The organism is Streptomyces sp. NPDC058469, from assembly GCF_042721125.1.
GTDB lineage: Bacteria > Actinomycetota > Actinomycetes > Streptomycetales > Streptomycetaceae > Streptomyces.
In genome coordinates this window covers 40344-65087 of record NZ_JBHXME010000039.1, presented here as the reverse complement: position 1 = coordinate 65087, position 24744 = coordinate 40344, and the positions used below count along the sequence as shown (strand labels likewise).

The window sequence follows — 24744 nt, the reverse complement described above, 5'->3', positions numbered from 1 at the left end:
CGACTGGTGGACGCGCCACGACGCATGCTGTCGTGGTTCCGAAACCGGACCCGAAACCGGACGCGAAGCAAGTCCCGCAACCGGACGCGAAGCAAGATCCGAAGCAGGACCGACCTCAGGGCTTGCGCCCCACCGCCCCGTACCCCGGCATCACCCCGTCGTCCTGCCCCGGCACCGGATCGCCCAGTTCCGGATGCCACCGGTCGACCACCGCCACCCCCGGCTCGACCAGGTCGAGGCCGTCGAAGAAGCGGGCGAAGCCGGTGCGGGAGCGGAGGGCCAGGGTGATGCCCGCCGCCGTGAGCTTCTCGACCGCCGCCGTCGACTCCTCCGGGGTGAAGTCGGCGGTGGCGTGGGTCATCATCAGGTAGCTGCCGGTGGGGAGTTGGGACAGCAGACCGTCGACCAGCTCGTGCGCGCCGTCCTCGTCGGGGACGAAGTGCAGCAGCGCGACGAGGGACAGGGCGACGGGCCGGGTGAAGTCGAGGACCGCTCGCGCGCCCTCGATGACGGCATCGGGCTCGCGCACGTCGGCCCGCAGGTACTCGGTCGCACCCTCGGGTGTGCCGCGCAGCAGGGCCGCCGAATGGGCCAGCACGATCGGGTCGTTGTCGCAGTAGACGACACGGGCGTCGGGCGCGATGCCCTGCGCGACCTGGTGCAGGTTCGGCTCGGTCGGGATACCGGTGCCGATGTCCAGGAACTGCCGTACGCCGTGCTCGGTGAGCCAGCGTGTGGCCCGGTGCATGAACGCGCGGTTGACACGTGCCATGACCGGCACCCTCGGGTCGAGGGCGAGCATCTGGCGGCCCATCTCCTCGTCGACGGGGTGGTTGTCCTTGCCGCCGAGGTACCAGTCGTACATGCGGGCGGGGTGAGGCCTGCTGGTGTCGATCTCGTGCGTCTTGTCGGTCTTGTCGATCTTGTCGGTGGGCCGCACGGTCATGGCGTGCTCCATAAGGTCGTACAGAGGGTGGTGCGGCAATATGTGATCAAGTCAGTACCAAATTAAGGAGGTTCGGGAAGGAAAAAGCATTCAGCACAGGTCCGTCAGGAGAGCAGGAAATCCGCCTCGCCCGCTTTCGCCCCCTCGATGAAGGCCGTCATCTCGTCGGTCGTGTAGATAAGGGCAGGCCCGTCCGGGTCGGTGGACTGACGGACGGCGATCCGGCCGTCGGCGAGCTTCATCGCCTCCAGGCAGTTGCCGCCGTTGCCACCGCTCCACGGCTTGTGCCAGCCTTCGCTTCCCAAGTCCCGCGCGGGCATACCGTTGTAGACGCTCATACGCGGCTTGATGCGATCCATTCACAGCTCCTTGCGGAGATCCTTGAGGATCTCCTTCGTGCGATGTGCCGTAGCGGCCTGCGCCGCCATGCGGTCCATGACCTCGAGATGGGTCCCCACCTCTTCGCGCGCGTCCAGATAGACGGCGCCGGTCAGGTACTCGCTGTAGACCATGTCCGGCAGTTCTGACATGGCAAATCGGAACAGCACGAAGGGCCCGAACGTGCCCGGGTGCGGCCCCGAGGAGAACGGGGCGACCTGCAGGGTCACGTTGGGCAGCTTCGTGGCGTCGAGCAGCTTGTCGATCTGGGCACGCATCACCTCCGGGCCGCCGACCGGGCGGCGCAGGGCGGTCTCGTCCATGACGACCCAGAAACGGGGCGCGTCGGGACGGGTGAGCAGGTCCTGGCGCTGCATGCGCAGCGCGACATGGCGCTCGATGTCGTCGGGCTCGGTCTGGCCGATGGCACCGGACTTCAGCACACCGCGCGCGTAGTCCTCGGTCTGCAGGAGTCCGGGTACGAAGTGCGGTTCGTACGACCGGATGAGCGCGGCCGCGCCCTCCAGGCTGACGTGCATCGAGAACCAGCCGGGCAGGATGTCGTGGAAGCGCTGCCACCAGCCGGGCCGGTTGGCCTCCTCCGCGAGCTGGACGAAGGCCTCGGCCTCCTCGTCGGAGACGCCGTAGGACTTCAGGAGGAACTGAAGGTACGGGATCTTGAGGGAGACCTCCGCCATCTCCATACGGCGGACCGTGGCGGGTGCGACGCGGAGGACGCGGGCGGCCTCCTCGCGCTTGAGCCCCGCGCGTTCCCGCAGGTCCAGCAGGCGCCGGCCGAGGACGACCTGGCCGACCGTCGGTGCGGACCGCGGCTCGCTCACGCTCCACCTCCACGAATGAGTGACGAGTCCTGACAGCTGAGCGACAAGTCCTGACAGCTGCGTGATGAGTACTGACAGCGCATGCGTCCGTACAGTCCGTTGAAAGGGTTCTCACGGACCGACGAACCGATCCCGGCCCGGCGTACCGATCCCGGCGAACCGAATCCTGACAGCCCTGCGGCGCCATTCGAAGACTCATTCGAAGATCGGGACAGACCTCCGGAGATCCCAACTGGCGCCGCGCGACTTTCTGTTGCGAGCAGTGTGCCACGACCGTCCAGACCGTCATACGGCACTCTGCATTATTCATAGTGACACTTGCCAAGTGTTCACGGCGGGGCGATAGTGGCAAGCGTGATTCCGTCCGCGCCCTTAGGAACAGACGCCGCCGCAGGCCTCCTCGGTCTCGGTGCCGCCGCGGGAGCCGTCCCTGGTGGGGCCGCTGCCGAGCGCCGGTTCCGGTTCGAGCTGGCCGCACATCCGGGTTCCCCGGCCCAGGCGAGACGCCTGACGCGGGCCCGGCTGTCCGGCTGGTCCGTCTGTGAGGACACCTGCGACACGGCGGTACTGGTCGTCTCCGAGCTGGTCACCAACGCGATCGTGCACACCGCGAGCAGCCACATAGTCTGCGAGCTGCACGATGGCGACGACCTGGTGCGGATAGCCGTCCGTGACGAGGGCTGTGCCCCCGGCGAACCTCATCCGTCCCCGCAGCGGCCCGATGAGGAGCACGGGAGGGGACTGCTTCTCATCGACGGGCTGTGCCGGGCCTGGGGCGCTCAGGAACACGGTCCCGGCCTGCTGGTCTGGGCCGACCTGCCACGGCAGGCGGACCCGGCGCAGGACCACCACCCGGCCCCCGGCCACGACAGTTCCGTACCGCGCAACGATCTGGGCTGGGGCGCACGACCCAAGCCGGGTCCGTCGGGCGGTACGGGCGACGAGGACGAGGCGACGGCACACTTCGGGGCATTCGAGGATCTGGGCGTATTTCCGGGGCGGGGGCATGGGGGTGCCTCCGGCGGGCATGGGGGTGCCGGCGACTTCGGAGGTCTGGACCTCGGCGGCTTCGGGAGCCGGGCGCACGAGACCGGGGGTGGCCTCGCAAGCGGGGCCGGCTCCGGTACGCGAGGCCGGGAGGGCGCGGGCCACTTCGGGGGCCTCGGTCAGGAGACCACCGGTCTCTTCAGGGGCCGGGGTCACCAGGACGCCGGCGACCTCCCGGACTCCGCGGACACCGGGGGATCCGGCGGGTTCGCGGATTCCCGTGGGCCCGGGGACACCCGCGGCTTCGGGGACTTCGGTACGGGGGTCGAATGGGTGTGAGCGGCGTGTCTCGTCCCGGCCAGGTGCTCAGTCTCGACACGCTGGTCCGTCTGGGGCGTGCGCTGCACGGTCCCGGTACGCCCCGCCGACTGGCCGTCCCCGAGGGCATGACGGCTCCGCTGGGCTGTGACGCCGTGGCGGTGCCCGCCCGTTTCGGACCGCTGGTCCTGCCCCGCCTGCCGCGCGTCGGCTGTGTCTACGCCGACGAGGCGCATTGGTGGTGGATCGTTCCGTCCGACTCGGACTACGCCCTGGACTGGCCCGCCCCGGCGCGCTACACCACCGGCGCGCTGGTCCCGGACTCCCCGCGCGCCCCCGGCCTCATCCACAAGCCGGACGGCAAGCTGCCGTATACGCCGCCGATCCCGCTGTACCTCGCGGTGTGCCGGGTCACGGGGACTACGCCGTCGTGGTCTCGCCCCATCAGCGCGTAACCTGCCACCACCCCACCCTCCTCCTCCCCACGGCGTACGCCCGCGCGTCCCGGCCCCTCCCTCCCGCGCTCTCCCCCGAACCCTCCCACCCCGCGATAGTGGCCGTTCGTCCACGATCGGGGGAGGTCGACGGTGGGAAGCAAGGGTGACTCGGGGCCAGGGGAGCCGTCCGCGTCGGAGCAGCTGCTCTTCGGTGGGCCCTTGCGGTACGACACGGGGTGGAGCCAGCACAACGACGCGTTCCTGGAGCTGAGCTTCCGGTCCATGGTGACGCGGTTGCCGGCGATGCTGAGGTCCAGTTTCCGGCTGGCCTGGCAGGCCGATCCGCGGGCCGCGCGCGTCGTGCTGGCCGCCGAGGCATGCCGGGGCGCCACGCAGGCGGTGAGTCTGCTCGCGGTCAACAGTGTGCTGGGGCGGCTGATCACCGGCGGTGCCATCGCGGACCGGCTGCGCGGTGCCGTCCCCGCGCTGGTCATCATGGCCGCCGTGATGCTGGTGGGCGCGCTGCTGCGGGCCGCGTCGACGTATGCGACCGGGCGTCTGGAACCGAAGGTCGAGCGGGTCGCCACCGAGCTGTACCTGGAGCGGGCGGCGGCCGTGGAGCTGTCCGCGATCGAGGACCACGCGTTCCACAAGCTGCTGGACACCGCGCAGTACGGCGCCATGTCGGCCCGCCGCATGATCTCGTACGCGACGAACGTCATGAACGCGCTGATCTCCCTGATCGCGGCGGCGGGCGTCCTGACCGTGCTGCACCCGGCGCTGCTCCCGCTGCTGGCGACGATGACGGTGCCGAGCGCGTGGGGCGCGCTGACGAACGCGCGGCGCCACTACGAGTCGTTCCACACCTGGGTCCAGCACGTCCGCGCCGGCCGCCTCATCGGCTCCCTGCTCACCGAACCGGAGGCGGCCCCGGAGATCCGCGTGCACGGCGTCGGACCGTTCCTGCTGCACCACTTCCACGAGATGTCGGAGAGCGCGGAGGCGGAACAGGCCCGGCTGGCACGGCTCACGGCCCGTACGGGGCTGATCGCGGCGACCTGGACGGGCCTGGCGACGGCGGCGACGTACGCGACGCTGGGCGGGCTGCTGCTGTCCGGTGCGATGGCGCTCTCGGTGGCGGGTACGGCGGTGATCGCGATCCGCACCGGTTCCGCGAGCCTCGACACCCTCGTCCTGGCGGTGAACCAGCTGCACGAGGAGGCCCTGTTCGTGGGCGATCTGCAGAAGCTGTACAAGGAGGCGACCGAGTGGGCGATCCCGGTCGGCGGCGCGGCGCTGCCCGAGGAGCCGCGGGAGATCCGCTTCGAGAACGTCACGTTCAGCTACCCGGGCGAGGCCACCCACCCCGCGCTCGACGATGTCACGCTCGCCCTGCCGCTGGGCCGGATCATCGCGCTGGTCGGCGAGAACGGCTCCGGCAAGACGACCCTGGTCAAGCTGCTGGCGGGGCTGTACCGGCCGGACCGGGGCCGGATCCTGTGGGACGGCGTCGACGCGGCGGGCGCCGACCGGCAGCAACTCGCCGACCGGATCGCGATGGTGGCGCAGAACTTCAAGCGCTGGCCGTTCACCGCCCGCGTCAACGTGGCCGTCGGGCGCTCCGCGGCGCCGATCACCGAGGAGCGGCTGGCCGCTGCCGTCGCCGAGGCCGGTGCGCAGGACGTGATCGCGGATCTGCCGCGCGGCCTGGACACGCTGCTGGCCCGCAACTTCAGCGGCGGGCACGAGCTGTCGGGCGGCCAGTGGCAGCGGCTCGGGATCGCGCGGGCCGCCTACCGGCGGGGTCGCATCCTGATCGTGGACGAGCCGACGGCGGCCCTCGACGCCCGGGCCGAGCTGGAGGTCTTCGAGAAGATCCGCGCGCTGGCGGGCACCGGGCAGACGGTCGTGCTGATCACGCACCGGCTGGCGTCCGTACGCCACGCGGATCTGGTGCACGTCCTCGATCAGGGGCGGCTGGTGGAGTCCGGGACGCCCGACGAGCTGCTCGCGAGCGGCGGTGTGTACGCGGAGCTGTACGCGCTCCAGGCGGACCAGTTCACGGTGAAGGTGCCCGCCCCGAAGGCGGGCTGACCTCTCAGGCGGCGACGTCCACGACGTCGCCGCTGCGCACGATCACCAGGAACGCGTCGGTCGCGATGTCCATGACGACCTCAGCCTGCAGGCCCTCCAGACGGCGCGCCTGCGCGAACTCCTCCGCCGGCCACGAGCCACGCGGCCCGCCGGCGGGGAAGCGCTCAAGCACCATTCGCCCGTTCACCCTTTACCTCCATGTCGCGCTGTCCTCATAGAGTTAAACGCCAACAGGGGGGTGAACGCCTCGCGAAGTGACGGTACTGAGACGTAGTTGACACTCGTTCACCGTCGAGTGTGAGCGGACTCTCAGGTTCTGTCGGTTTAGGTCACTTTCCGCATCAATCCACACACTCTCCGCATCATTCCTCGTACTCGTCGTGATACCGGATCCGCTCACTGCCCGCAGGCGCCCCGAGTGCCGACGCGCGCCCCTTGGGTTCCTCCCACTCCTCCTGTCGCCCCAGTGCGGTCAGATCCAGGAAGGTGGTGGTCGAGCCGAGCCCGTCGAGCCCGCGCTCATAGGTCGAGTAGGTGTGGAACACCCGGTCGCGGTCCCGCAGGAAGCAACTGACACCGGGCCGCTCGACGAGTCCCCTGTCCCCGTCGAACGTGACCTCGAAGTCCCCGTTGAAGTCCCCGCCGTTGGACGAGTACCAGGGCAGCGTCCACCCCATCCGCGCCTTGAACGGAAGGATCTTGGTGTACGGCGCCCTCGACACGGCGGCGAACGTCGTACCGCGCACCTTCAGATGGGCCAGATGCCCGATCTGGTCGAGGAACGCCGAGCAGCTGCGGCAGCCCGCGTCCCACTCGGGCGCGAACATGAAGTGGTAGACGACGAGTTGGCCGCGCCCCTCGAAGAGGTCGAGCAGGGTGGCCTTCCCGTCGCCGCCCTCGAAGAGGTACTCCTTGTCGATCTCCACCATGGGCAGCCCGCGCCGCTCGGCATTGAGCGCGTCACGCGCGCGCGTGGCCGCCTTCTCCTTGACCAGCAGTTCCTCGCGCGCCGCGCGCCACTGCGCACGCGAGACGATCTCCGGAAGCGACATGGGGGCCCTCCTGTGACAACGGTCCGTTGAGGGGTGGACCGGAGGAAGGACGGGAACTCATCGCCGTCCCGGGAAAAGCCCGAAAAAACTTCAGGAGACGTTCTTCGGAGGTCTGAGGAGGTCTCAGGAGGTCTCAGGAGGTCTGAGGGAGGTCTCAGGAGTTCTTCGCGTACGTCACCGGAAGCGCGAGCAGTCCCCGCGCCCGCAGCGAAGGCCGCCACCGCACCTCGCCCTCCCCCAGCTCCAGCCGCGGGAACCGCTCCAGCAGCGCGGCCAGCGCGATCTCCGTCTCGGCACGGGCGAGCGGCGCGCCCAGGCAGTAGTGGATGCCGTGGCCGAGCGCGAGGTGCCCGGAGGTGTCGCGGGCGAGGTCGAGCCGGTCGGGGTCGGGGAAGCGGTCCGGGTCGCGGTTCGCGGCGGACGCGGACACCCAGACCGTCTCACCGGCGGGAATGGTCACCCCGCCGATGGTGACGTCCTCGACGGGGAAGCGCCGGATGGCGAGCAGCGCGGGCCCTTCGTAACGCAGGAACTCTTCTACGGCCGCGGGGAGTTGGGCGGGGTCCTGGCGCAACGCGGCCAACTGCTCGGGGTGTTGCAGCAGGGCGAGCACGGCGTTGCCGATGAGCTGGACGGTGTTCTCGTACCCGGCGAAGAGGATGAGGAAGGCGAGGGACATCAGCTCGTCCTCGCTGAGCCGGTCGCCCTCGTCGCGTACGGCGATCAGGTCGGAGAGGAGGTCGTCACCGGGCTCTTCCCTTTTGTCGGCGAGGAGTTGGGTGAAGAAGCCGAGCATCGCGACGACCGCGTGCTTGCCGGCCTCGGGCGGCGTCCCGGGGGCGGGCGCGACGAGCGTGTCGGTCCACACCCGGAAGTCCCGGCGGTGGCCGGCGGGCACGCCGAGCAGGTCGCAGATGACGGTGATGGGGAGGGGCGCGGCATAGGAGGCGATGAGGTCGGTGTCGCCCTTCTCCCCCAGCGCGTCGAGGAGTTGGTCGGCGGTGCGCCGGATGGGCGTACGGAGCTGCTCGGTTCGGCGCGGGGTGAAGGCGCGGCCGACCAGGCGGCGGATGCGGGTGTGGTCCGGCGGGTCCATGTTGAGGAGGTTCGCGTCGAGCGCGGGCGGCAGCGAGAACCCCTTGTAAGTCCCGGCCGTGGCATGCCTCTTGTCCAGCGAGAGCCGCGGGTCGGCCAGCGCCGCCCGTACGTCGTCGTACCGGGTGACGAGCCAGGCGGGGGTGCCGTCGGGGCCGGCGATGCGGTGCACGGGTGCGCTGTCGCGCAGGCGCCGGTACACGTCGTACGGGTGGTCGAGAAGGCCGTCCGCGAGATCCATGGGAACAGCCTAGAGGCGCGGCTCAGGTGTCGTATTCCTGGATCCGCCGACCGTGACTCCGGTCCACGAGGGCGGGCAGCCGGTCCTCCAACTCCCGTACGACGGCGGGCACATCGAGGGTGAGCAGCTCGCGGTCGCGCATCAGGACGCGGCCGTCGACGATCGTGGTGCGGACGTCGGAGGAACGGGCGCTGTGCACGAGGGTCGCGGCGAGATCGTGGACGGGCCGGGTGTGCGGCCCGGTGAGGTCGACGAGGATGATGTCGGCCCGGCGCCCCGGTGCGATGGACCCGATCGAGTCACCCAGTCCGACCGCCCGCGCACTCTGGAGGGTGGCGTGATGCAGCGCTTGACGGGACGTCAGCCACCGCGGATCGCCCTCGGTCGACTTCTGCACCAACGACGTGAGGGCCATCGACTCCCACACGTCGAGGGAGTTGTTGGAGGCGGCGCCGTCCGTGGCGAGCCCGACCGGGATGCCGATGGCCCGCAGGGCACGGATCGGAGTGGTGTCCGGCCAGGCGAACTTGAGGTATCCCCGGGGCGCGGTGGCGACTGCCGTACGGCCGCTCGCGCGCTCCAGGACGGGGAGATCGCGGTCGATGATGCCGGTGCCGTGGGCGATGAGCAGGTCGGTGGCCAACAGGCCGGTGCGGTCGAGGACTTCGATGGGGGTGACGCCGTGGCGGGAGAGGCTGGTGTCGGTCTGGTCGCGGTTCTCGGCGGCGTGGATGTGGACGGGGAGGCCGTGTTCCAGGGCAAGTTGGGCGGTAGCGGTGAGGTCGGCGTCGGTCACCGTGTAGGGGGCGTGCGGGGCGAGAGCGGTGGTGATGCGGCCGTCGGCGGCGCCCCGGTGCCGTAGCGCGAACTCCAGTGATTTCTCCCGGCCTTGAGGACCCTGGGAGGAGAAGTAGGCCTCGCCGAGATGGGCGCGGATCCCGCACTCGGCGACCACGGCGGCGACCGTGTCCATGGAGAAGTAGTGGTCGGCGAAGCAGGTGACCCCGGCGCGGATCATCTCGGCGCAGGCGAGCCGCGCCCCCAACTCCACGTCTTTCTCAGTGAGGTTGGACTCGACGGACCAGACGACGTCGTTGAACCACTCCTCCGTGGGCAGATCCTCGGCGAGCCCGCGCAGCGCGACCATCGGCGCGTGGGTGTGGCAGTTGACCAGCCCCGGCAGGGCGATCTGCCCGCGCGCGTCGACGCGTTCGACGGCGGCCAGACCCGCGACCTCCGCCGCACCGCCGACGGACTCGACGAGCCCGTCCCGTACGACGATCGCGGCGTCCTCCTCGAAGCCGATGCGCTCCTGGTCGTCGTGGACGAGGACGGTGCAGCCGGTGATCAGCAGATCGGCAGGAGAGTCGCTCACTCTCCCAACGTACGACGCCGTCCTCGCCTCGCGTGAGCCGAACCGCGCATCCTGGCGTGGCACTGTCGCGAGCCGTCCCGGACCAGCACGCTTGCGGCACGACCAAGGCTTCTGGAAGGGGCCCGCATGCTCCTCGGCACCTGGAATCTGGAGAACCTGTACCGCCCCGGCGGTCCATCCGGTCCCAAGGACAAGGCCACCTACGAGACGAAGCTCGCCTCCCTCGCCGCCGTGATCACGGAACTGGACCCGGTGCTGCTCGGCGTCCAGGAGGTCGGGGACCCGGCGGCGCTCGACGACCTGGCCGGGATGCTGGACGGTGAGTGGCACACCGCCCTGTCCGCGCATCCGGACGTCCGGGGCATCCGGGTCGGCTTCCTCAGCCGTACGGAACCGCAGGTCATCGCGGATACGAACGCGTTCCCGGCCCATCTCCGCCCGGTGCAGTCCGACGACTCGGGCGCCGAGGAACCGGGCGCGGGCCGGGGTCTCCTGGCGGTGCAGGTCGCGACGGGGACCGGCCCGCTGACGGTGGCGGTCGCCCATCTCAAGTCGAAGCTGCTGACCTACCCGGGCGGCCGTTTCTTCCCCCACGACGAGGGCGAACGGGCCCGCTACGGCGCCTACGCCCTCTACCGCCGGGCCGCCGAGGCGGCGACCCTGCGCGCGCTGGCCGACGGACTGCTCGCCGGTGAGGGCCGTACCCGGGACGTGGCCGTGCTCGGTGACATGAACGACGAGGTGCAGGCCGCGACCACCCAGATCCTGCTCGGCCCGCCCGGCTCGGAGATCGGTACGCCGGGCTACGACCGGGCCGACCAGGGCGACGCGGTCCGCCTGTGGGACGTGGCCCCGCTGATCCCCGCCGACCAGCGCTACTCCCGGATCAACTCCGGGCGCCGCGAGCTGATCGACCACATCCTGGTCAGTCATCACCTGGTCCACCGGGTGACGGCGGCGGGAACGGGACTGCCCGGTGAGGGAACGTTGCGGCTGCCGTCGGTGGGCCCGAATCCGGCGGCGCGGCGGGAGGCGCCGGGGTCGGATCACGCGCCGGTGTGGGTGCGGGTGGAGTAGCTCCCTATGTAGGGAAGTAATCCCCTATATAGGTGAAGTGGCTATACGGCGATGGGCAGTTCGATGGCGCGCAGGCCGACCCGTCCCCGCCCCCGCTCGAACTCCTCCAACAACTCGGTGAGTTGCTCGATGTGGTGGGACGTGAGCCGCCCCGCGTCGTCGAGATGGACGGCGCAGGCGGTGGTCGTGTCCACGAGCCGTTCGAGGACGGCCGCGACCTCGTCCGTGCCCTCCGTGTGCCGGGCGAGGGCGGGGAGTTCGGCGGCCGAGACGGCGATGGCGCCGCGGGCCTCGGCGAGCGTGCGGTAGGCCTCGCGGCGCAGGGTCCAGCGCTCGGCGCGGTCGTCGGACTCGCTCAGTACGTGTACGAGGTAGGCGTGCGCGGCGGCGCCCGCGGCCGCGAGCCGGGCGCGTACGCCCCCGCCGCGCTCCCCCGGCATCGGCAGATGCCCGACGATCAGCACGATCGCGCAGGCCAGCAGCGTCTCGCCGATGCGGCTGGCGGAGGCCTGCGGTTCCCCGCCGACCATCACGAGGGAGAGCACAAGGACGGTGACGACGGCGGTCTGCGCGGCGAAGTGCCGGGTGGCGACGGGGATCAGCGCACCGCTGAGGGCCACGAGCGCGACAAGCCCCTCGGGTCGGGGCAGCACGGCGGCGAACCCGGCGAAGACAAGCGCCCCCAGCACGGTCCCCGCCGCCCGGCTCAGCGCCCGCGAGGCGAGCGGTCCGAGGTCGGGCTTGACGAGGAAGACGGCGGTGGCGGGCAGCCAGTACCAGTGCTCGTGCTGCCCGTACCAACGGGCCTGGTGCAACGCCTGAGCGACGGCGACACTGGCCCCGAAACAGAGCGCGACCCGCAGCCCGTACTCCCGCCCCCCGGCCCCAAAGGCCGTACGGAACAAGGAGGTTACGGTCCTTCGCCGCGCATGCAGATCGCTCCCCTCCGCCTGGTCGAAGGCATCGGCGGCGTGCAGCAGCGCGTCGTCGAGGGCGCGCAGCGCGGGCGCGGAACGGTTGGGCGCGGGCAGCGGCCCGGTGTGCGCGTTGTCGCGCACGGCGGCGGCGAGGCGCCGGGGCCCTTCGCCCGCCCGGGCCGACACCGCCTCCCCGGCCCAGGCGATCGCGGTCGCGGCCTCGGCCAACGGCAGCGCGGCGGCGTACTGCCCGTGCAGCCGTCGCTCGGCCGCCGAACTGGCGTACCGCCGCAGCCGAGGCCCGGCGAGCGCGTCCTGCGCGTGATCGAGCGCGGCGGTCAGCGCCGCGCGCCGCCCCGTCGCCTCCGCCCCACCACTGGCGTCGAGCAGCGCGGCGATCGCGTCGTACACGGCGGCTACGGCGTCCCGCTCGCCGTCGAACCGGTAGTCACCGGCGAGGGCACCGGGCGTCGGCAGCGCCAGCCGCAGCAGGACCAGCCACGCGGCCCCGGCGAGGAAGGCGAGGGCCCGCTGCCACCCGGGTTCGGGCAGGGGCATGCCGGCGCCGATGGCGGAGGCGACGAGGAGTTGGGTACCAGCCCCGGACGCGACGGGCCCGATGGCACTGAACCCGCCGGCGACCAGCCCGATCCCGGTGAGAAGCAGCGTGAGCAGGACGGCCCCGACATGCTCCCCGGCATACGTCCCGATCAGCAGCCCCGCCGATCCCGCGAGCGCGGGCCCACCGAGCCGCTTGACCGAGGCCCGCCGACTGCCGGGCCGGTCGTTGATCCCGGCGAGCATGGCCCCGAGCGCGGCCAGCACCCCGAGAGACGTACGCCCGACAAGCACGGCCGTCATCAGCAGCGGCCCGGCGGCCAGCGCCCCTCGTGTGACCGCGCTCCAGGGAACCGGCCCGCGCTGGGCACGGAGCGTGTGGGCGAGCCAGGGCGGAAGCGAGAACGCGTCGGTACGACGGGACACAGGGCTCCTGTCTTGACGAGGGCGGGGTGTGCCTTCGGGCGACGGTGGCCGGGGCGGTAGCTGGAGCGGGTGCTGAAGCTGGTGCAGGCGGCTGGGGTGGTAGCCGTGGTGCCCACGGTAGTTCGCGTCCTTGTGCGGAACGGGCCGCTCGCATTTCGGGGATGTGAAGGTTGACCGGAAGGGCGCCTTCTTTATGAACGCAACGCCGAGAACAACGCTCCCGCGTCGGAAACCGCGCGGGTGAGCACGTCCGGCTCCGCCCGCAACCCCGCCACAATGCCGTCGACCGACCGCAGCCCGGCCCGCTCCAACAACCGCTTCTCGTTCGTCACCCACTCCCCCCGCCCCGCCAGCACCCCGTGCCCGGCCTGCACGGCGGCCACGGCGAGCGCACCGGCGACCTCGGTGAGCCGACCCTTCGGGACGTGATTGGCCTGCGCGTACGCGAGGGTGGCATCGGCGGTGCCGTGCCAACGCTCGGCGGCGGAGAGCCGTAGCTTCGCGGGATAGGCGTCCGGGCGGGGCAGTTCACCTCGCAGGACCCGGTTGATCGCCAACTCGGCGATGACCAGGTAACTGGGAATCCCGGCGAGATGGAACAGCAACGGTTCCACCCGGAACCGCCCCTCCTCCGTCTCCGCCAACTCCCGCTCCACCACGTCGAGATCGCGATAGTGCACGTCGACACGCCGCCCGTCGATCGTCAGCCAGGCACCCCCGTTGAAGACTCCGCCGCCCCACCCGCCGACCTCGGAAACCTCGCCCTCCCACCCGAGGGCACGGAGGTCGGCGGGGTCGAAGGGGCCACGGTAGTAGACCGCCAAGTCCCAGTCGCTGTCGCGGCGGTGAGTGCCTTCGGCCCGGGAACCACCGAGGGCTACGGCCCGGACCGTGGGGAGGGTGGCTAGGCGGTTGGCGGTGGTGTCGAGGAAGTCCGCGTCTTCAGTGGGCGTGGAAGTGGGCTTGGGCACGGCTGCGGCTCCAACTGGTCGGCCGGGGGCGGGAATCGCCGGAAGCGTAGGCAGACGGCGCGCCGGGTGCCACGCGATATCGCGCCCCCCTGCTCACGTCCTGGCATTCCCACCTCGCCGCCGACGAGTCGCGGCGGCCCGGGGTGCGGGGTGGGGGGTGCGGGGCGAAGGGTGCGGGGGCGCTGATGTCACTCTCGCCGTGCGAGGCCCTCGGGACGATTGTCAGTGGTGCGCGCTTCACTGGAGTGGTCACCGAGAGTCACCACTGGGAGCGGTCGATGGCAGCGTACGAGGCGAATGAGAGTGGGCAGGGGAAGCGGCAGGACCAGGGACAAGGACAGCTGCAGGGATCGGAGGGCGGCGGCGACTCGCCCGTCGCTCGTACGCATCTCTCGGCCGCCGGATTGCGCGCGCGGGGATGGACGGCCGAGATGGTGCGTCAACTGCTCGGTGAACCTGATCTGTTGCGGGTCAATCCGCATTTACGGGCGGCTCCGCGGATCCGGCTGTACTGCGTCGAGCGGGTCGAGGCGGCTGAGCGGAGTGAGGAGTTCCGGGCCGTTTCGGCGGCTGCCGCGCGGCGGTCCGGCGTGGCGCGGGTCGCTGCCCGGCGCAGGCGGCGGGAGGTGCTGGCGCGGATCGCGGCCGAGCCGATCGACGTGCCGCGCCTGGCTCCGCACAAATTGGCGGCGCTTGCGGTCGAGCACCGCGATCGGCGGGAGAAGGAGCGGGCGTACGAACGAAGGGGGCCGCTGCCGGATGGTGCCGGCGTCAGGGGCGGGAGTGCCGATGCCGTCGTGCTCGATCGGTGGAAGGTCGACTATCTACGGCACCGGCTGGCCCGCTACGACGAGTTGCTGAACGGGCTGCACGGGGGTGCCGGGCGGTTCGCGGCCGAGGAGTTGCTCCGGCGGCGGGTCTACGCGGCCATCACCGAGGCGTACCCGCTTCTTGCACAGGAGTGCGAACGCCAGGTGTCTGAACGGGAGTGGGGCCCATCTCCGGAATGACATGCCCGGGCGATGTTCCCGGCGCCCTCGGTCTAACGCCGGCGGCGACCCTACGCTCCGGGGCCATGAAGGATGATCAAGTCCAGCGTGTGCACGAGCGGTTGGCCGCCTCTCCCGGGCTCCGCGCCGTTTCGTTCGGCGAGGGTCGCCGGTTCGGTCTCTGGGATCTAGCCTCGCTCGCCGAGGGCGCTTTGGGTGGGTGCGTCGATCCCGGCTCGCTCACGGTGTCGAGCGAGAAGCGGCTGCGGGGGCGGCTGGGGGCGGCCGGGCGCGGGCGTCGGTGCGACGAGGATTTCCGCAGGAGGTACTGGATTTCGATGCCGGGCAACGGGAGTGGGAGGGAGAGGGAGAGCGTGCCGGTGGGGACCATCGCCGTCGACGCCTGGCCTACCAACTCGCGTGCGCTGCGCGTCTCTTCGCTCTCCGTCCCGCTCCTCGCGGTGCGCGGACGGCCGTTGGTGCGTGGGGAGGAGGAGCGGGAGAAGGCGCACTCGTCGTGTGACATGGGCGAGCCGAAAGGGCTGGCGTACAAGATCGGGGTCTTCGAGCGGGTGACACGGGAGGACGGCTGGCGGGTGGAGAGCCCGACCCCGCCCTCCGGGTCCAACGAGTCCTCCGGGGCCTCCGGGGCCTCCGGCGGAAATTCGGATGCGGGCGGCATCGTCCACGTGATCGGCTGGCGCCCGCACTGCGCCGACCGCCGACCTCCAACCGCCGGCGACCGATCGACCGACTCCTGGGAGACCCCGTGCTCGAACGCGTCACCGTCCCTACCCTCTTCCCGCCACCCACCTACTCCCACGCCACCGTCGTCGAAGCCGGTACGAAGCTCGCCTTCCTCGCCGGGGCGGTCCCGCTCGACGTCGACGGCAAGCTGGTCGGTGTGGGGGACGCGGTACGGCAGGCCGAGCAGGTGTTGGTGAATCTCGGTGAGCAACTGCGGGCGGTCGGCAGCGACTTGGGGCAGGTCGTCGCGACGGACGTGTATGTCGTCAGCAGCGAGCCCTCGGTGTTGTCCGCCGTGTGGGAAGTGGTCGAGGCGTCCGGGCTCAGTGCGGGGCCGCATTCGTCCACGCTCGTCGGCGTGGCCTGCCTCGGGTACACCGGGCAGCTCGTGGAGATCACCGCGACAGCCGTCGTACCGGAAGAGGTGGCGCAGTCATGAGCTCCGACTCCGAGGCCGTCGTCACGCTCCGTCGGGCTACCGGGCCCGATGCGCGTCCCGCCGCCGACGTATGGCTGCGTTCGTTCGCCGCCGCGTTGCCGACCGTTGTCAGTCCGCGGTCCGACGACGACGTGCGGGACTACTTCCGGGATGTCGTCGTGCCGTTGCGGGAGATCTGGGTGGCCGACGCGGGGGACGGCGGTGGGATCGTGGGGCTGATGGTGGTCAACGGCGATCTGTTGTCGCAGCTGTACCTCGAACCGGACTGGCGCGGGCGGGGGCTCGGGGACCGGTTCGTCGGGCTCGCGAAGGAGCGGAGCCCGGGGGGCCTGCACCTGTGGACGTTTCAGGTGAACAAGCCCGCCCACCGGTTCTACGAGCGGCACGGCTTCGTCGCCGTCGAGTTCACGGACGGCAGCACCAACGAGGAGCGGGAGCCGGCCGTGCGGTTCGTATGGGAGCCCAAGTCGTAGGTCAGGGGCGGGCGTTGCGAGCCAGTTCCAGGGCGTTCGACGGCCACCACTGGCCTGCCGCCGGACCGCCTCGGCAGGTGCCGTCGGACTCGCCGGGGCGTTTGATCCACAGGTAGGCGTCGAGGAGGGGGTTGTCCGTACGGGTCGTCGGCGGGGTGCCCAGGGCGCGGCCGGGCGGATTGCACCACGCGTCGGTGCCGGTGTAGGGGCCGTTGCCGTTGCGGCTGGTGTCGATGACGTAGTGCGTGCCGGCGAGGTCTTTGGAGAGCTGGTCGCCGTACGTCGAACTCGCCTTGTTCGTCTGATAGTTGGAGATGTTCAGGGCGACGCCGTCGGCTCGGGCGACCCCGGACGCCTTGAGCGCGGCGACCAGTCGCCAGGCTTCGGGGATCCAGCTGGAGTTGCCCGCGTCGAGGTAGACGTGGGTGTGCGGTTGGCGTTTGAGGCGGTCGACGGCGTGGGCGAGCAGTGCGTAGCGTTCGCTCGCCGTGACCTGGGTGCAACCGGCGACCACCTGGGCCACGGCGTCCGGTTCGACGATCACATAGGCGCCCCGGTCGCCGAGGGCGGTCGCGAACTCGTCGATCCAGGCGCGGTAGGCCGCCGAGGTGGGGGCGCCGCCGAGGGAGTACTGGCCGCAGTCCCGGTTCGGGATGTAGTACGCGACGAGTACGGCGACGCGGCCGGCTTGGGCGGCGGCGGTGGTGCGGGCGCGGACCACCGGGGCGGGGTTCGGGCCGTTGAGCCACTCTGCCTGGGGCCTGCCTGCGATGCGGTCCATCAGGGCGGCGTCTGTTGTTCGGCCCGAGCTGCGCCAGGCGGCTGCCTGTTGCGCGGCTCGGGAGTCGGGGGTGATCCAGAACGGTTCCGGTACGTCACGGGTGGCGCCGGCGCAGCAGAGTCCTGCGAGGAGGGTGGCGAGGAGGGCTCGGCGTACCGGGGTGGGCAAGGTGACTCCGTTCTCGCCGCGGGGGGATAACTGGGCGGCGGCTTGTCCTTCCCGGAGTTTGGGGGGCGTCCCGTCCGCGTGCCGAAGCATCACCGGGCAGGTGGGGGCAAGATCACCCCTACGGGGGGATGCGCCGCGGTTGGGGGTGCCACGGTCTGTTTGTTGAGCGGCTGCTGCGCCGTCGTGGCTTGTCGCGCAGTTCCCCGCGCCCCCAAAAGCCCCTACCCCGCGCCCTTCAGGGCGTTGCCCTCGCGCTTCTAACGGGGCGCTTGCCCCCACGCCCGCTTCTTCGGCACCGGCCTCGCATAACTCCCCGCCCTGCTCGTCGTCAGTCCCAACCCCACCAGCGACTCCGCCAGCTTCACCGCCGCGCCGACCCCGTCGACCACCGGCAACCCCAGCTTCTCCCCCACCGCCCGCTGCAACCCCGTCATCCCGGCGCAGCCCAGCACCAGCACCTCGGCGCCGGCCGCGCACACCCGTTCCGCCGCCGCGAGGAACGCCGCCTCCGTGCGGTCCTCGTCGCCGCCCAGGTCGAGGACGCTCAGCCCCGTCCCCACCACCGCCGCGCAGTTCCGGCCCACGCCCGCCAGCTCCAGGCTGTCCTCGATCTGGCCGCAGGACCGTTCCAGCGTGGTGACGACGCCGTAGCGTCGACCCAGCAGGCAGGCCAGGTGGGCGGCCGCCTCGGTGATGTCGACGACCGGTACGTCCACCAACTCCCGAACGCCTTCCCGTCCGTGCTCTCCGAAGCCGGCCATGACGACGGCGTCGTACGCAGGACCCTCGTACGTGCGGAGCAGGTCCATGACGGCCGCCGCCGAGAGGTAGCTGTCGAGCCAGCCCTCCGCGGACTCGGGGCCCCATGCGGGGGTCAGGCCGGTCACGGTGGTGCCCGGGCCTGCTGCGGCCCGGGCACCTCGTACGATCTCCTCGGTCATCTCCTGCGTGGTGTTGCAGTTGGTGACGACGATGCGCACTCCGCTCAGACCTCCACCGGCTCGGGAGCGGGCTCGGCGGCGGCTCGATCGGTGCGGCAGATCAGTACGTACAGGCCGGCGCCCAGTGCCGTGCCGATGAACCACGAATACGGGGCCACGTCGCTGAACGTCTTCACCAGCGCGAGTACGGCCGCGACCGCCGCCGAGGGCAGGAACGCCCACAGGGCCTTGGGGTTGACGCCCTTGCGGTAGTAGTAGCGGGAGCCGGGGGTCGCGTCGAAGAGTTCCTGTACGTCGACCCGGCCGCGCTTCACCCAGTAGTAGTCGACCATGATCACGCCGAACAGCGGGCCCAGGAAGGCGCCGAGGCCGCCGAGGAAGTAGTTGACGACGGTCGGGTTGGAGAACAGGTTCCACGGGGTCACGACCAGCGCGGCCACCGTGCTGATCATGCCGCCGATCTTGAAGCTGATCTTCTGCGGCCAGACGTTGGCCAGGTCGTACGCCGGTGAGACGAAGTTGGCGACGATGTTGACGCCCATGGTGGCGACGGCGAACGTCAGCGCGCCCAGCACCATCACCCAGGTGTTGCCGACCTTGGCTACCAACTCCGCCGGGTCGGTGATGGCTTGACCCCAGACCTCCAGCGAGCCGGCCGTGACGATCACCGAAACGACCACGAACGCCGTGGAGTTGATGGGCAGGCCCCAGAAGTTGCCGCGGCGGACGGTGCGTTCGTCCGGCGCGAAGCGGGAGAAGTCGCAGAAGTTGAGCATCAGCGTGCCGTACGTGGCGAGGATCAGCCCGATCGCGCCGAACCACTGCCGCCACTGCTCGCCGAACGAGACCGGGTGCGGGGTGGAGGTGAGCGAGATGCTCCAACCCGCCTTGGACAGTACCCAGATGGCCAGCGCGATCATCACCAGCCAGATCGCGGGGCCGCAGAAGTCCTGGAACTTCCGTACGGATTCCATGCCCTGACTGATGATCACCGCCTGGATCAGCCACAGCGACAGGAAGGAGACCCAGCCGAGGGCGTCAAGTCCCAGGAAGGAGTGGTGAGTCCAGGATTCCAGTCCCGGCCAGGCGGCCAGCAGCATCACGTTGACGGCGACGGAGGCGAGGTAGGTCTGGATGCCGTACCACATGATGGCGATCACGGCCCGGATGAGGGCCGGGATGTTGGCGCCCCAGACACCGAAGCTGATGCGGCTGACAACCGGGAACGGAACGCCGTGCGCCTGCCCGATCTTGCCCATCCAGTTCATGCCGACGTAGATGAGCACGAAGCCGACGAGCAGGGAGGTGAAGATCTGCCAGACGTTCATGCCGAGGACCAGCAGTCCGGCGGCGAAGGTGTAGTTGCCGAGGTTGTGGACGTCGGACATCCACATGGCGAAGAGGTCGAAGACCTTCCAGTTGCGCTTGTCGGCGGGGGCGAGGTCTTCGTTGGTGAGCCGGGGGTCGGGGACGAACGCTGGCGTGCCGGTGACTTCGGCACTGTCGGCGAGGGACACGGGGCCTCCAGGGCAAAGGGGACGGAGGAGGGAGAACAGGAAGGACAGGACGGCTACCGGTGTCGTTTGGTATACCAAACTGCCGTCATAGTCCTCCCGTCAACCGTTCCGACCGATGTCACCGTTGTTAACGCTCCGTAAAACACCTCCGGAGTCGGCGAAGATAGCCCCATGAGCTCCATGACAGCGAAGATCGAACCCCTCGGAGCGGTGCGCGAGCGCGTCCTGGCCACCCTGCGGCAGGACATCATCGCGGGCCGCCTCGCCCCCGGCGACCGGCTGGTCGAGCGCGAGCTGGCCGAGCGTTTCGGGGTCTCGCGGGTGCCGGTCCGGGAGGCGATCCGGGCGCTGGTCGCGGAGGGCTTCGTCCTGTTCGAGTCGGCGCGCCGCACGGTCGTACGGCGGCTGACCCCGACCGACGTCAAGGAGCTGTTCGAGCTGCGCGAGGCGCTGGAGGTGTACGCGGCCGGGCTCGCCGCGGCCCGCGCGACCCCTCAAGCACTCGCCGAACTACGGGAGTTGCTGGACAGCGCGGCGGAGGCCACCCGGTCCGACGACGCCGAGGCGATCACCGACGTCAACACCCGCTTCCACGACCGCATTCTGGCCCTGGCCGGAAACAGCCTGCTGATCTCGGTCATGGAACCCGTCGACGGCCGGCTCCGCTGGCTCACCCGGCAGAACGAGGAGTGGCCCCAACTCCTCACCGAACACGAGGAGTTGTACGAGGCGATCGCGTCCGGCGACCCGGACCGCGCCCGCGCCCATGCCCTCAGCCACGTACAGGCCAACTACCGTTCCACGGTGCGGCATCTGTTCGGGGACGACCCGCAGCCGTAAGGAGAGGGAGGGAACATGGTCAGCAGACGTGGCCTGTTGAGCGGGGCCGCGCTCGTGGGCGTCGGTGCGATGGCGCGCAGGGGACGGGGGTGGCCGTGGCGGACGTAGCACTGGACACTCCGTTCACGCCGGTCGGCACGCCGCATCTGGCGCGGGCCGAGCAACTGGTGGGATATCAGCGGCTGTTGGCGGCCGGGTATCTGGTGAACGGGTTGGTGGGGCACTGGCCGCTGGACGGTGCGGGCACGGACCGTTCCGGCCGTGAGAACCCTGTCACGCTCGGTCCCGGCGCGACCTGGACGGCGCTGCGCGCGGGCGGCGAGCTGAGTCTCGACGGGACGTCCGGGGCGTACGCGGCCACGGATTCGACGGGTTCCACGGGCTCTGTCCTGGACACCACCGCCCCCTTCACCGTCTCGGCGTGGGTGCGGCCGGCGAGCGACGCCGACCCGGGCACCATGTACACGGCGGTGAGCCAGGACGGCACCACCACCAGCCGCTTCCTCCTCCAGTACGACAACACCGTCTCCACCTGGGCCTTCAAGGTCCGCAGCGAGGACCAGACCACGAAGGTGTCCGCCGTCGCGACGTCACCGGCCGCCCTCGGCGTCTGGACCCATCTCACCGGCGTCTGGGACGGCACGCAGATCCGGCTGTACGTCGACGGTCAGCCGCAGGGCAGCGCCGCGACCACCCTGTCCTGGGCGGCGACCGGCGGCTTCTCCATCGGCCGGGCCCGCTTCGACAGCGCGCCCGTCAACCGCTTCAAGGGCGCCATCGACGACGTACGAGCCTACGCCCGCGCCCTCACCACCGACGAGATCGCCCTGGTCAGCGGCCATACGGCCCGCCAGAACAACGTCTATCTGACGGGCTCGGCCGCCACCCTCGCCTGGGGCACGCCCGACGACCCGGCGAGCTGGGTGGCCCGCGCCCGCTGCGCGTCCTTCGTCACCGGCGTCCTCAAGCACACCTATGGCTGGGCGGCGGACGACTACTTCCTCCAGTACTTCCAGGAGAAGGTCCCGGAGGCCGCCGACTACTGCGCGGCCTTCCTGAACGGCACCGCCGGCCCCCGCTTCCAGCGCGTCCGCAAGGTCGCCGACCTCCAGCCGGGCGACATCATCGCCGTCGACTACAAGGGCAGCGACCCCGACAACACCGGCCACATCGTCATGGTCCGCGAGGTCAAGGGCGTCTTCAGCGGCACCGCCGACTTCACCGGCGAGACGCAGTACGCCGTCGAGATCATCGACTGCACCTCCGACCCGCACGGCGTGTACGCGCTGACCAACTACCCCAAGTACCCCGACACCCGCATGGTCAGCAACGTCACCGGCGAGAACCTCCAAGGCGTCGGCATCGGCCACATGATGTTCTACGCCTCCGACACCACGGGCGAGTTCTCGCGGTACCGGTGGAGCGTCAACTCATCGAAGAGCACCGGGACTTACGACGTGACGGCACGACCGGTCGCGGCGGCCCGCATCGGCTGAACCGCCGGGTCGCGGAGGTCAGCGACGGGCGTACCTGTCCGTCGCCGCCACCAGTGCCTCCGCGACACCGGGCGCGCTCGCGTTGTGCCCGGCCTCGTCCACGAGCACCAACTCGCTGCCGGGCCAGGCGTGATGGAGCCGCCAGACGACCCCGAGGAGGTTGCCGAGGTCGAGGGTTCCTTGAACGAGGGTGCCGGGGATGTCCTTGAGGAGGGGCGCGTCCCGCAGCACCACACCCTCCTCATTGCCCTCGCCCAGGAAGTGGTCGTTGCCGAAGTAGTGCGTGACGGTCCGGGCGAAGCACATACGGAACTCCGGGTCCTCGTACCGTTTTTCGGAGCGCGGCGGCGCCGGGATGATCGCCGTCTCCCAGTCCGTCCAGGCGCGCGCGGCCCGCTCCCGCACCGCCCGGTCGGGCGACTCGATGAGCCGGTTGTAGGCGGCGGCGAGGTTCCCGTCCCGTTCCGCGGCGGGGAGTTCACCGACGAACGCTTCGAAGGCCTCCGGGAAGAGCTTCCCAAGTCCCCTGGTCAGCAGGGCCACTTCGGGATCGGACCCGGTGGCGACACAGGTCAGCACCAGCTCCGACACCACACCCGGATGCGTCTGCGCGTACCGCAGCCCGAGCACCGACCCCCACGACGCGCCCCACACCAGCCACCGTTCGATCCCCAACTCCCGCCGCAGCAGCTCCAGATCGGCGGTGAGGTGGGCCGTCGTGTTCACGCTCATGTCGGTGTCGTACGCGCTCGCGTGCGGTGTGGAACGTCCGCACCCGCGCTGGTCGAGCAGCACGATCCGGTAGACGGCGGGGTCGAAGTACCGCCGGGGATAAGGGGAACAGCCCGAACCCGGGCCGCCGTGCAGCACGACCGCGGGCTTGCCGTGCGGGTTTCCGCAGGTCTCCCAGTAGACGCGGTTGCCGTCGCCGACGTCGAGCATGCCGTGGTCGTACGGTTCGATCTCCGGATACAGGCCCATCCGCCGACCCTAGCGTCGCTACGGCGCGGTCGGCAGCCCCGCCGCCCCGGCCGCCGTGCGCAGTACGTCCCGCAGCATCTCGGGGGTGAGTTTGCCGGTGAAGGTGTTGCGCTGGCTGACGTGGAAGCAGCCGAAGAGGTCGAGTCCGCCGAGGGAGACCTGCGTCCCGTGCCCGAACACGGGCCGTGGGCGCGGCACTTGCCACCCCGCCGCCGCGAACGCGGGCAGCGCCGCCTGCCAGCCGAAGGCGCCGAGTACAACCACTGCCTTCAACGTCGGCCGCAGCAGGGTGAGTTCCTCGACGAGCCAGGACCGGCAGGTGTCGCGTTCCTCGGGGGTGGGCTTGTTGGCGGGCGGCGCGCAGCGCACCGGCGAGGTGATGCGCACGCCGTACAGCTCCAGGCCGTCGTGGGCGCTCACGGCGGTCGGCTGCGAGGCGAGGCCCACGTCGTAGAGGGCCTCGTACAGGACGTCCCCGGAGCGGTCGCCGGTGAACATGCGGCCGGTGCGGTTGGCGCCGTGCGCGGCCGGGGCCAGGCCGATGATCAGGAGCGACGCGTCGGCGGGGCCGAAGCCGGGTACCGGGCGCCCCCAGTACGTCCAGTCGGCGAAGGCCGCGCGTTTGGTACGGGCGACCTCCTCGCGCCAGGCGACCAGGCGGGGGCAGGCCCGACAGCCGGTGATCCGCTGATCGAGGTCGGACAGGTTCATGCCGCCACCGTATTTCGTCCCCTCACCGAGTTCACGCCCCACCGTAGGTCCGCCGGACTCAGGTGAGGATCACGCGAACGCCACGAACCCGCAGATCATCAGGAACAGCAGCGCCAGCAACGGAACCTGGGGCTGCTCGGTGGGCGGGACGCGGTGGTCGGGGGGAACGTGGCACAAGAGTCGAAGGCCGGAGACCGGGAGCCGCGAGGAGCCTCCCGTGCTCGGGTCGTCGGCCGAAACCCGCCGGAGCGGCCCGTCTCGGGGGACTAAAGTCGAGGCATGGCTTCCGAGGGTGCGGACGAGACCGACGGCGACAACGGAACCGGCGCGACTACGACGAGCCGGAACACCGACGCGCCCCAGAGCCCTACGGCTGAGCCTCAGAGCGACGCCGTGGCCGCTGCCAAAGCCGCCGGCCCCTCGGACGGTGCGAGCGTCCGCGTCGACAGTTGGATCTGGTCCGTCCGCCTGGTCAAGACCCGTTCCATGGGCGCCGCCGCCTGCAAGGGCGGCCACGTCCGTGTCAACGGCGAGCGGGTGAAGCCTGCCCACTCTCTCCACGTCGGCGACGAGGTACGCCTCCGTCACGAGGGCCACGAGCGCGTCGTCATCGTGAAGCAGGTCATCCGCAAACGGGTCGGCCCTCCGGTCGCCGTCCAGTGCTACGTGGACAACTCCCCGCCGCCCCCGCCCCGCGAGGCCGTCGCCCCGGCCGGCATCCGCGACCGCGGCACCGGCCGCCCCACCAAACGCGACCGCCGCGACCTGGAACGCCTGCGCGGCGTCCCCGGCGCCGACCCCGCCACCACCCCCGACACCCACCGGGAGCGGGACACCCGTCGCGACTCACACCGCAGTACCCGCCGCGACCCGAAACGGTGACGTCCGGCCCGGGCCCCTCGGCCCACCGGACGCCACCGTCACCCTGTGCTCAGCCTCAGCCTCAG

General features: G+C 70.8%; 23 protein-coding genes and 1 pseudogene. 10 read left to right on the top strand and 14 right to left on the bottom strand.

What is annotated here, in order from left to right; all coding sequences use genetic code 11:
* Positions 1–115: 115 nt before the first annotated feature.
* The 3 genes from ACFWP5_RS19190 to ACFWP5_RS19180 all read right to left on the bottom strand — a co-directional run bounded on the left by ACFWP5_RS19190 (position 116) and on the right by ACFWP5_RS19180 (position 2166).
* A complete protein-coding gene (locus tag ACFWP5_RS19190) occupies positions 116–946 on the bottom strand; it encodes an SAM-dependent methyltransferase (protein ID WP_384157411.1) in 831 nt (276 codons plus the stop codon).
* Positions 947–1050: 104 nt separating this feature from the next.
* Complete coding sequence (locus ACFWP5_RS19185; protein ID WP_019060458.1) at positions 1051–1305, bottom strand: DUF397 domain-containing protein; 255 nt, start codon at positions 1303–1305, stop codon at positions 1051–1053.
* Positions 1306–2166 (bottom strand): helix-turn-helix domain-containing protein, encoded by an 861-nt coding sequence (locus ACFWP5_RS19180; protein WP_384157408.1) that lies wholly within the window; start codon positions 2164–2166, stop codon positions 1306–1308.
* A gap of 345 nt (positions 2167–2511) precedes the next feature.
* Here ACFWP5_RS19180 and ACFWP5_RS19175 point away from each other — a divergent pair.
* From ACFWP5_RS19175 to ACFWP5_RS19165, 3 genes and pseudogenes are all read left to right on the top strand, one after another.
* Positions 2512–3126 (top strand): annotated as a pseudogene (locus ACFWP5_RS19175) (ATP-binding protein); the annotation flags it as partial.
* Between the two features lie 356 nt (positions 3127–3482).
* Positions 3483–3926, top strand: a complete 444-nt coding sequence (locus ACFWP5_RS19170; protein ID WP_384157404.1) for a hypothetical protein — start codon at positions 3483–3485, stop codon at positions 3924–3926.
* A 132-nt stretch (positions 3927–4058) separates the two neighbouring features.
* A complete protein-coding gene (locus ACFWP5_RS19165) occupies positions 4059–6002 on the top strand; it encodes an ABC transporter ATP-binding protein (RefSeq protein WP_384157401.1) in 1944 nt (647 codons plus the stop codon).
* Between the two features lie 4 nt (positions 6003–6006).
* Here the strand turns inward: ACFWP5_RS19165 and ACFWP5_RS19160 are convergent, their stop codons facing one another.
* The 4 genes from ACFWP5_RS19160 to ACFWP5_RS19145 form a co-directional block, all read right to left on the bottom strand.
* Entirely contained in the window at positions 6007–6189 is a 183-nt protein-coding gene (locus ACFWP5_RS19160; RefSeq protein ID WP_329247566.1) for a hypothetical protein, read from the bottom strand.
* A 175-nt stretch (positions 6190–6364) separates the two neighbouring features.
* Positions 6365–7054 (bottom strand): DUF899 domain-containing protein, encoded by a 690-nt coding sequence (locus ACFWP5_RS19155; RefSeq protein WP_384157397.1) that lies wholly within the window; start codon positions 7052–7054, stop codon positions 6365–6367.
* 154 nt (positions 7055–7208) lie between these two features.
* A complete protein-coding gene (locus ACFWP5_RS19150) occupies positions 7209–8390 on the bottom strand; it encodes a cytochrome P450 (protein WP_384157394.1) in 1182 nt (393 codons plus the stop codon).
* Positions 8391–8412: 22 nt separating this feature from the next.
* Entirely contained in the window at positions 8413–9765 is a 1353-nt protein-coding gene (locus ACFWP5_RS19145) for an amidohydrolase (RefSeq protein ID WP_384157393.1), read from the bottom strand.
* Positions 9766–9891: 126 nt separating this feature from the next.
* Here ACFWP5_RS19145 and ACFWP5_RS19140 point away from each other — a divergent pair, with 126 nt between their 5' ends.
* Positions 9892–10842, top strand: a complete 951-nt coding sequence (locus tag ACFWP5_RS19140) for an endonuclease/exonuclease/phosphatase family protein (RefSeq protein ID WP_384157390.1) — start codon at positions 9892–9894, stop codon at positions 10840–10842.
* Positions 10843–10883: 41 nt separating this feature from the next.
* Here ACFWP5_RS19140 and ACFWP5_RS19135 read toward each other — a convergent pair whose 3' ends face one another.
* Positions 10884–12743 carry an FUSC family protein gene (locus ACFWP5_RS19135; RefSeq protein ID WP_384157387.1) on the bottom strand — a complete coding sequence of 620 codons (1860 nt, stop codon included), beginning with the start codon at positions 12741–12743 and terminating at the stop codon, positions 10884–10886.
* Positions 12744–12934: 191 nt separating this feature from the next.
* Positions 12935–13714: a nucleotidyltransferase domain-containing protein gene (locus ACFWP5_RS19130; RefSeq protein ID WP_384157384.1), complete on the bottom strand. Its 780-nt coding sequence runs from the start codon at positions 13712–13714 to the stop codon at positions 12935–12937.
* Between the two features lie 278 nt (positions 13715–13992).
* Between ACFWP5_RS19130 and ACFWP5_RS19125 the strand changes: the two genes are divergently transcribed.
* The 3 genes from ACFWP5_RS19125 (at position 13993) to ACFWP5_RS19115 (ending at position 16362) form a co-directional block, all read left to right on the top strand.
* Positions 13993–14724, top strand: a complete 732-nt coding sequence (locus ACFWP5_RS19125; protein WP_384157381.1) for a hypothetical protein — start codon at positions 13993–13995, stop codon at positions 14722–14724.
* A 748-nt stretch (positions 14725–15472) separates the two neighbouring features.
* Positions 15473–15889, top strand: coding sequence for a RidA family protein (locus tag ACFWP5_RS19120; RefSeq protein WP_384157378.1), 417 nt, complete (start codon positions 15473–15475; stop codon positions 15887–15889).
* Positions 15886–16362 (top strand): GNAT family N-acetyltransferase, encoded by a 477-nt coding sequence (locus tag ACFWP5_RS19115; protein WP_384157375.1) that lies wholly within the window; start codon positions 15886–15888, stop codon positions 16360–16362. Before ACFWP5_RS19120 ends, ACFWP5_RS19115 begins: the two co-directional genes overlap by 4 nt.
* A gap of 1 nt (position 16363) precedes the next feature.
* Here the strand turns inward: ACFWP5_RS19115 and ACFWP5_RS19110 are convergent, their stop codons facing one another.
* The 3 genes from ACFWP5_RS19110 to ACFWP5_RS19100 all read right to left on the bottom strand — a co-directional run bounded on the left by ACFWP5_RS19110 (position 16364) and on the right by ACFWP5_RS19100 (position 19769).
* The gene (locus ACFWP5_RS19110; RefSeq protein ID WP_384157372.1) at positions 16364–17311 is read right to left on the bottom strand and encodes a glycoside hydrolase family 6 protein; all 948 of its coding nucleotides are present in this window, start codon (positions 17309–17311) and stop codon (positions 16364–16366) included.
* A gap of 257 nt (positions 17312–17568) precedes the next feature.
* On the bottom strand, positions 17569–18291 hold the full coding sequence (locus ACFWP5_RS19105) for an aspartate/glutamate racemase family protein (RefSeq protein WP_384157369.1): 723 nt from the start codon (positions 18289–18291) through the stop codon (positions 17569–17571).
* 5 nt (positions 18292–18296) lie between these two features.
* Entirely contained in the window at positions 18297–19769 is a 1473-nt protein-coding gene (locus tag ACFWP5_RS19100; RefSeq protein ID WP_384157366.1) for an NCS1 family nucleobase:cation symporter-1, read from the bottom strand.
* Positions 19770–19940: 171 nt separating this feature from the next.
* On the opposite strand from ACFWP5_RS19100, the gene ACFWP5_RS19095 reads away from it, so the two are divergent.
* Together ACFWP5_RS19095 and ACFWP5_RS19090 are read left to right on the top strand one after the other, a co-directional pair.
* On the top strand, positions 19941–20609 hold the full coding sequence (locus tag ACFWP5_RS19095) for a GntR family transcriptional regulator (RefSeq protein WP_384157363.1): 669 nt from the start codon (positions 19941–19943) through the stop codon (positions 20607–20609).
* Positions 20610–20704: 95 nt separating this feature from the next.
* On the top strand, positions 20705–22105 hold the full coding sequence (locus tag ACFWP5_RS19090) for a LamG domain-containing protein (protein WP_384157360.1): 1401 nt from the start codon (positions 20705–20707) through the stop codon (positions 22103–22105).
* Positions 22106–22123: 18 nt separating this feature from the next.
* Here ACFWP5_RS19090 and pip read toward each other — a convergent pair whose 3' ends face one another.
* Both pip and ACFWP5_RS19080 read right to left on the bottom strand, forming a co-directional pair.
* On the bottom strand, positions 22124–23086 hold the full coding sequence (gene pip / locus ACFWP5_RS19085) for a prolyl aminopeptidase (RefSeq protein ID WP_384157358.1): 963 nt from the start codon (positions 23084–23086) through the stop codon (positions 22124–22126).
* A gap of 18 nt (positions 23087–23104) precedes the next feature.
* Positions 23105–23797 carry a uracil-DNA glycosylase gene (locus ACFWP5_RS19080; protein ID WP_384157355.1) on the bottom strand — a complete coding sequence of 231 codons (693 nt, stop codon included), beginning with the start codon at positions 23795–23797 and terminating at the stop codon, positions 23105–23107.
* Between the two features lie 279 nt (positions 23798–24076).
* On the opposite strand from ACFWP5_RS19080, the gene ACFWP5_RS19075 reads away from it, so the two are divergent.
* The gene (locus ACFWP5_RS19075; RefSeq protein ID WP_384157352.1) at positions 24077–24679 is read left to right on the top strand and encodes an RNA-binding S4 domain-containing protein; all 603 of its coding nucleotides are present in this window, start codon (positions 24077–24079) and stop codon (positions 24677–24679) included.
* The last annotated feature ends 65 nt before the right edge of the window (positions 24680–24744 follow it).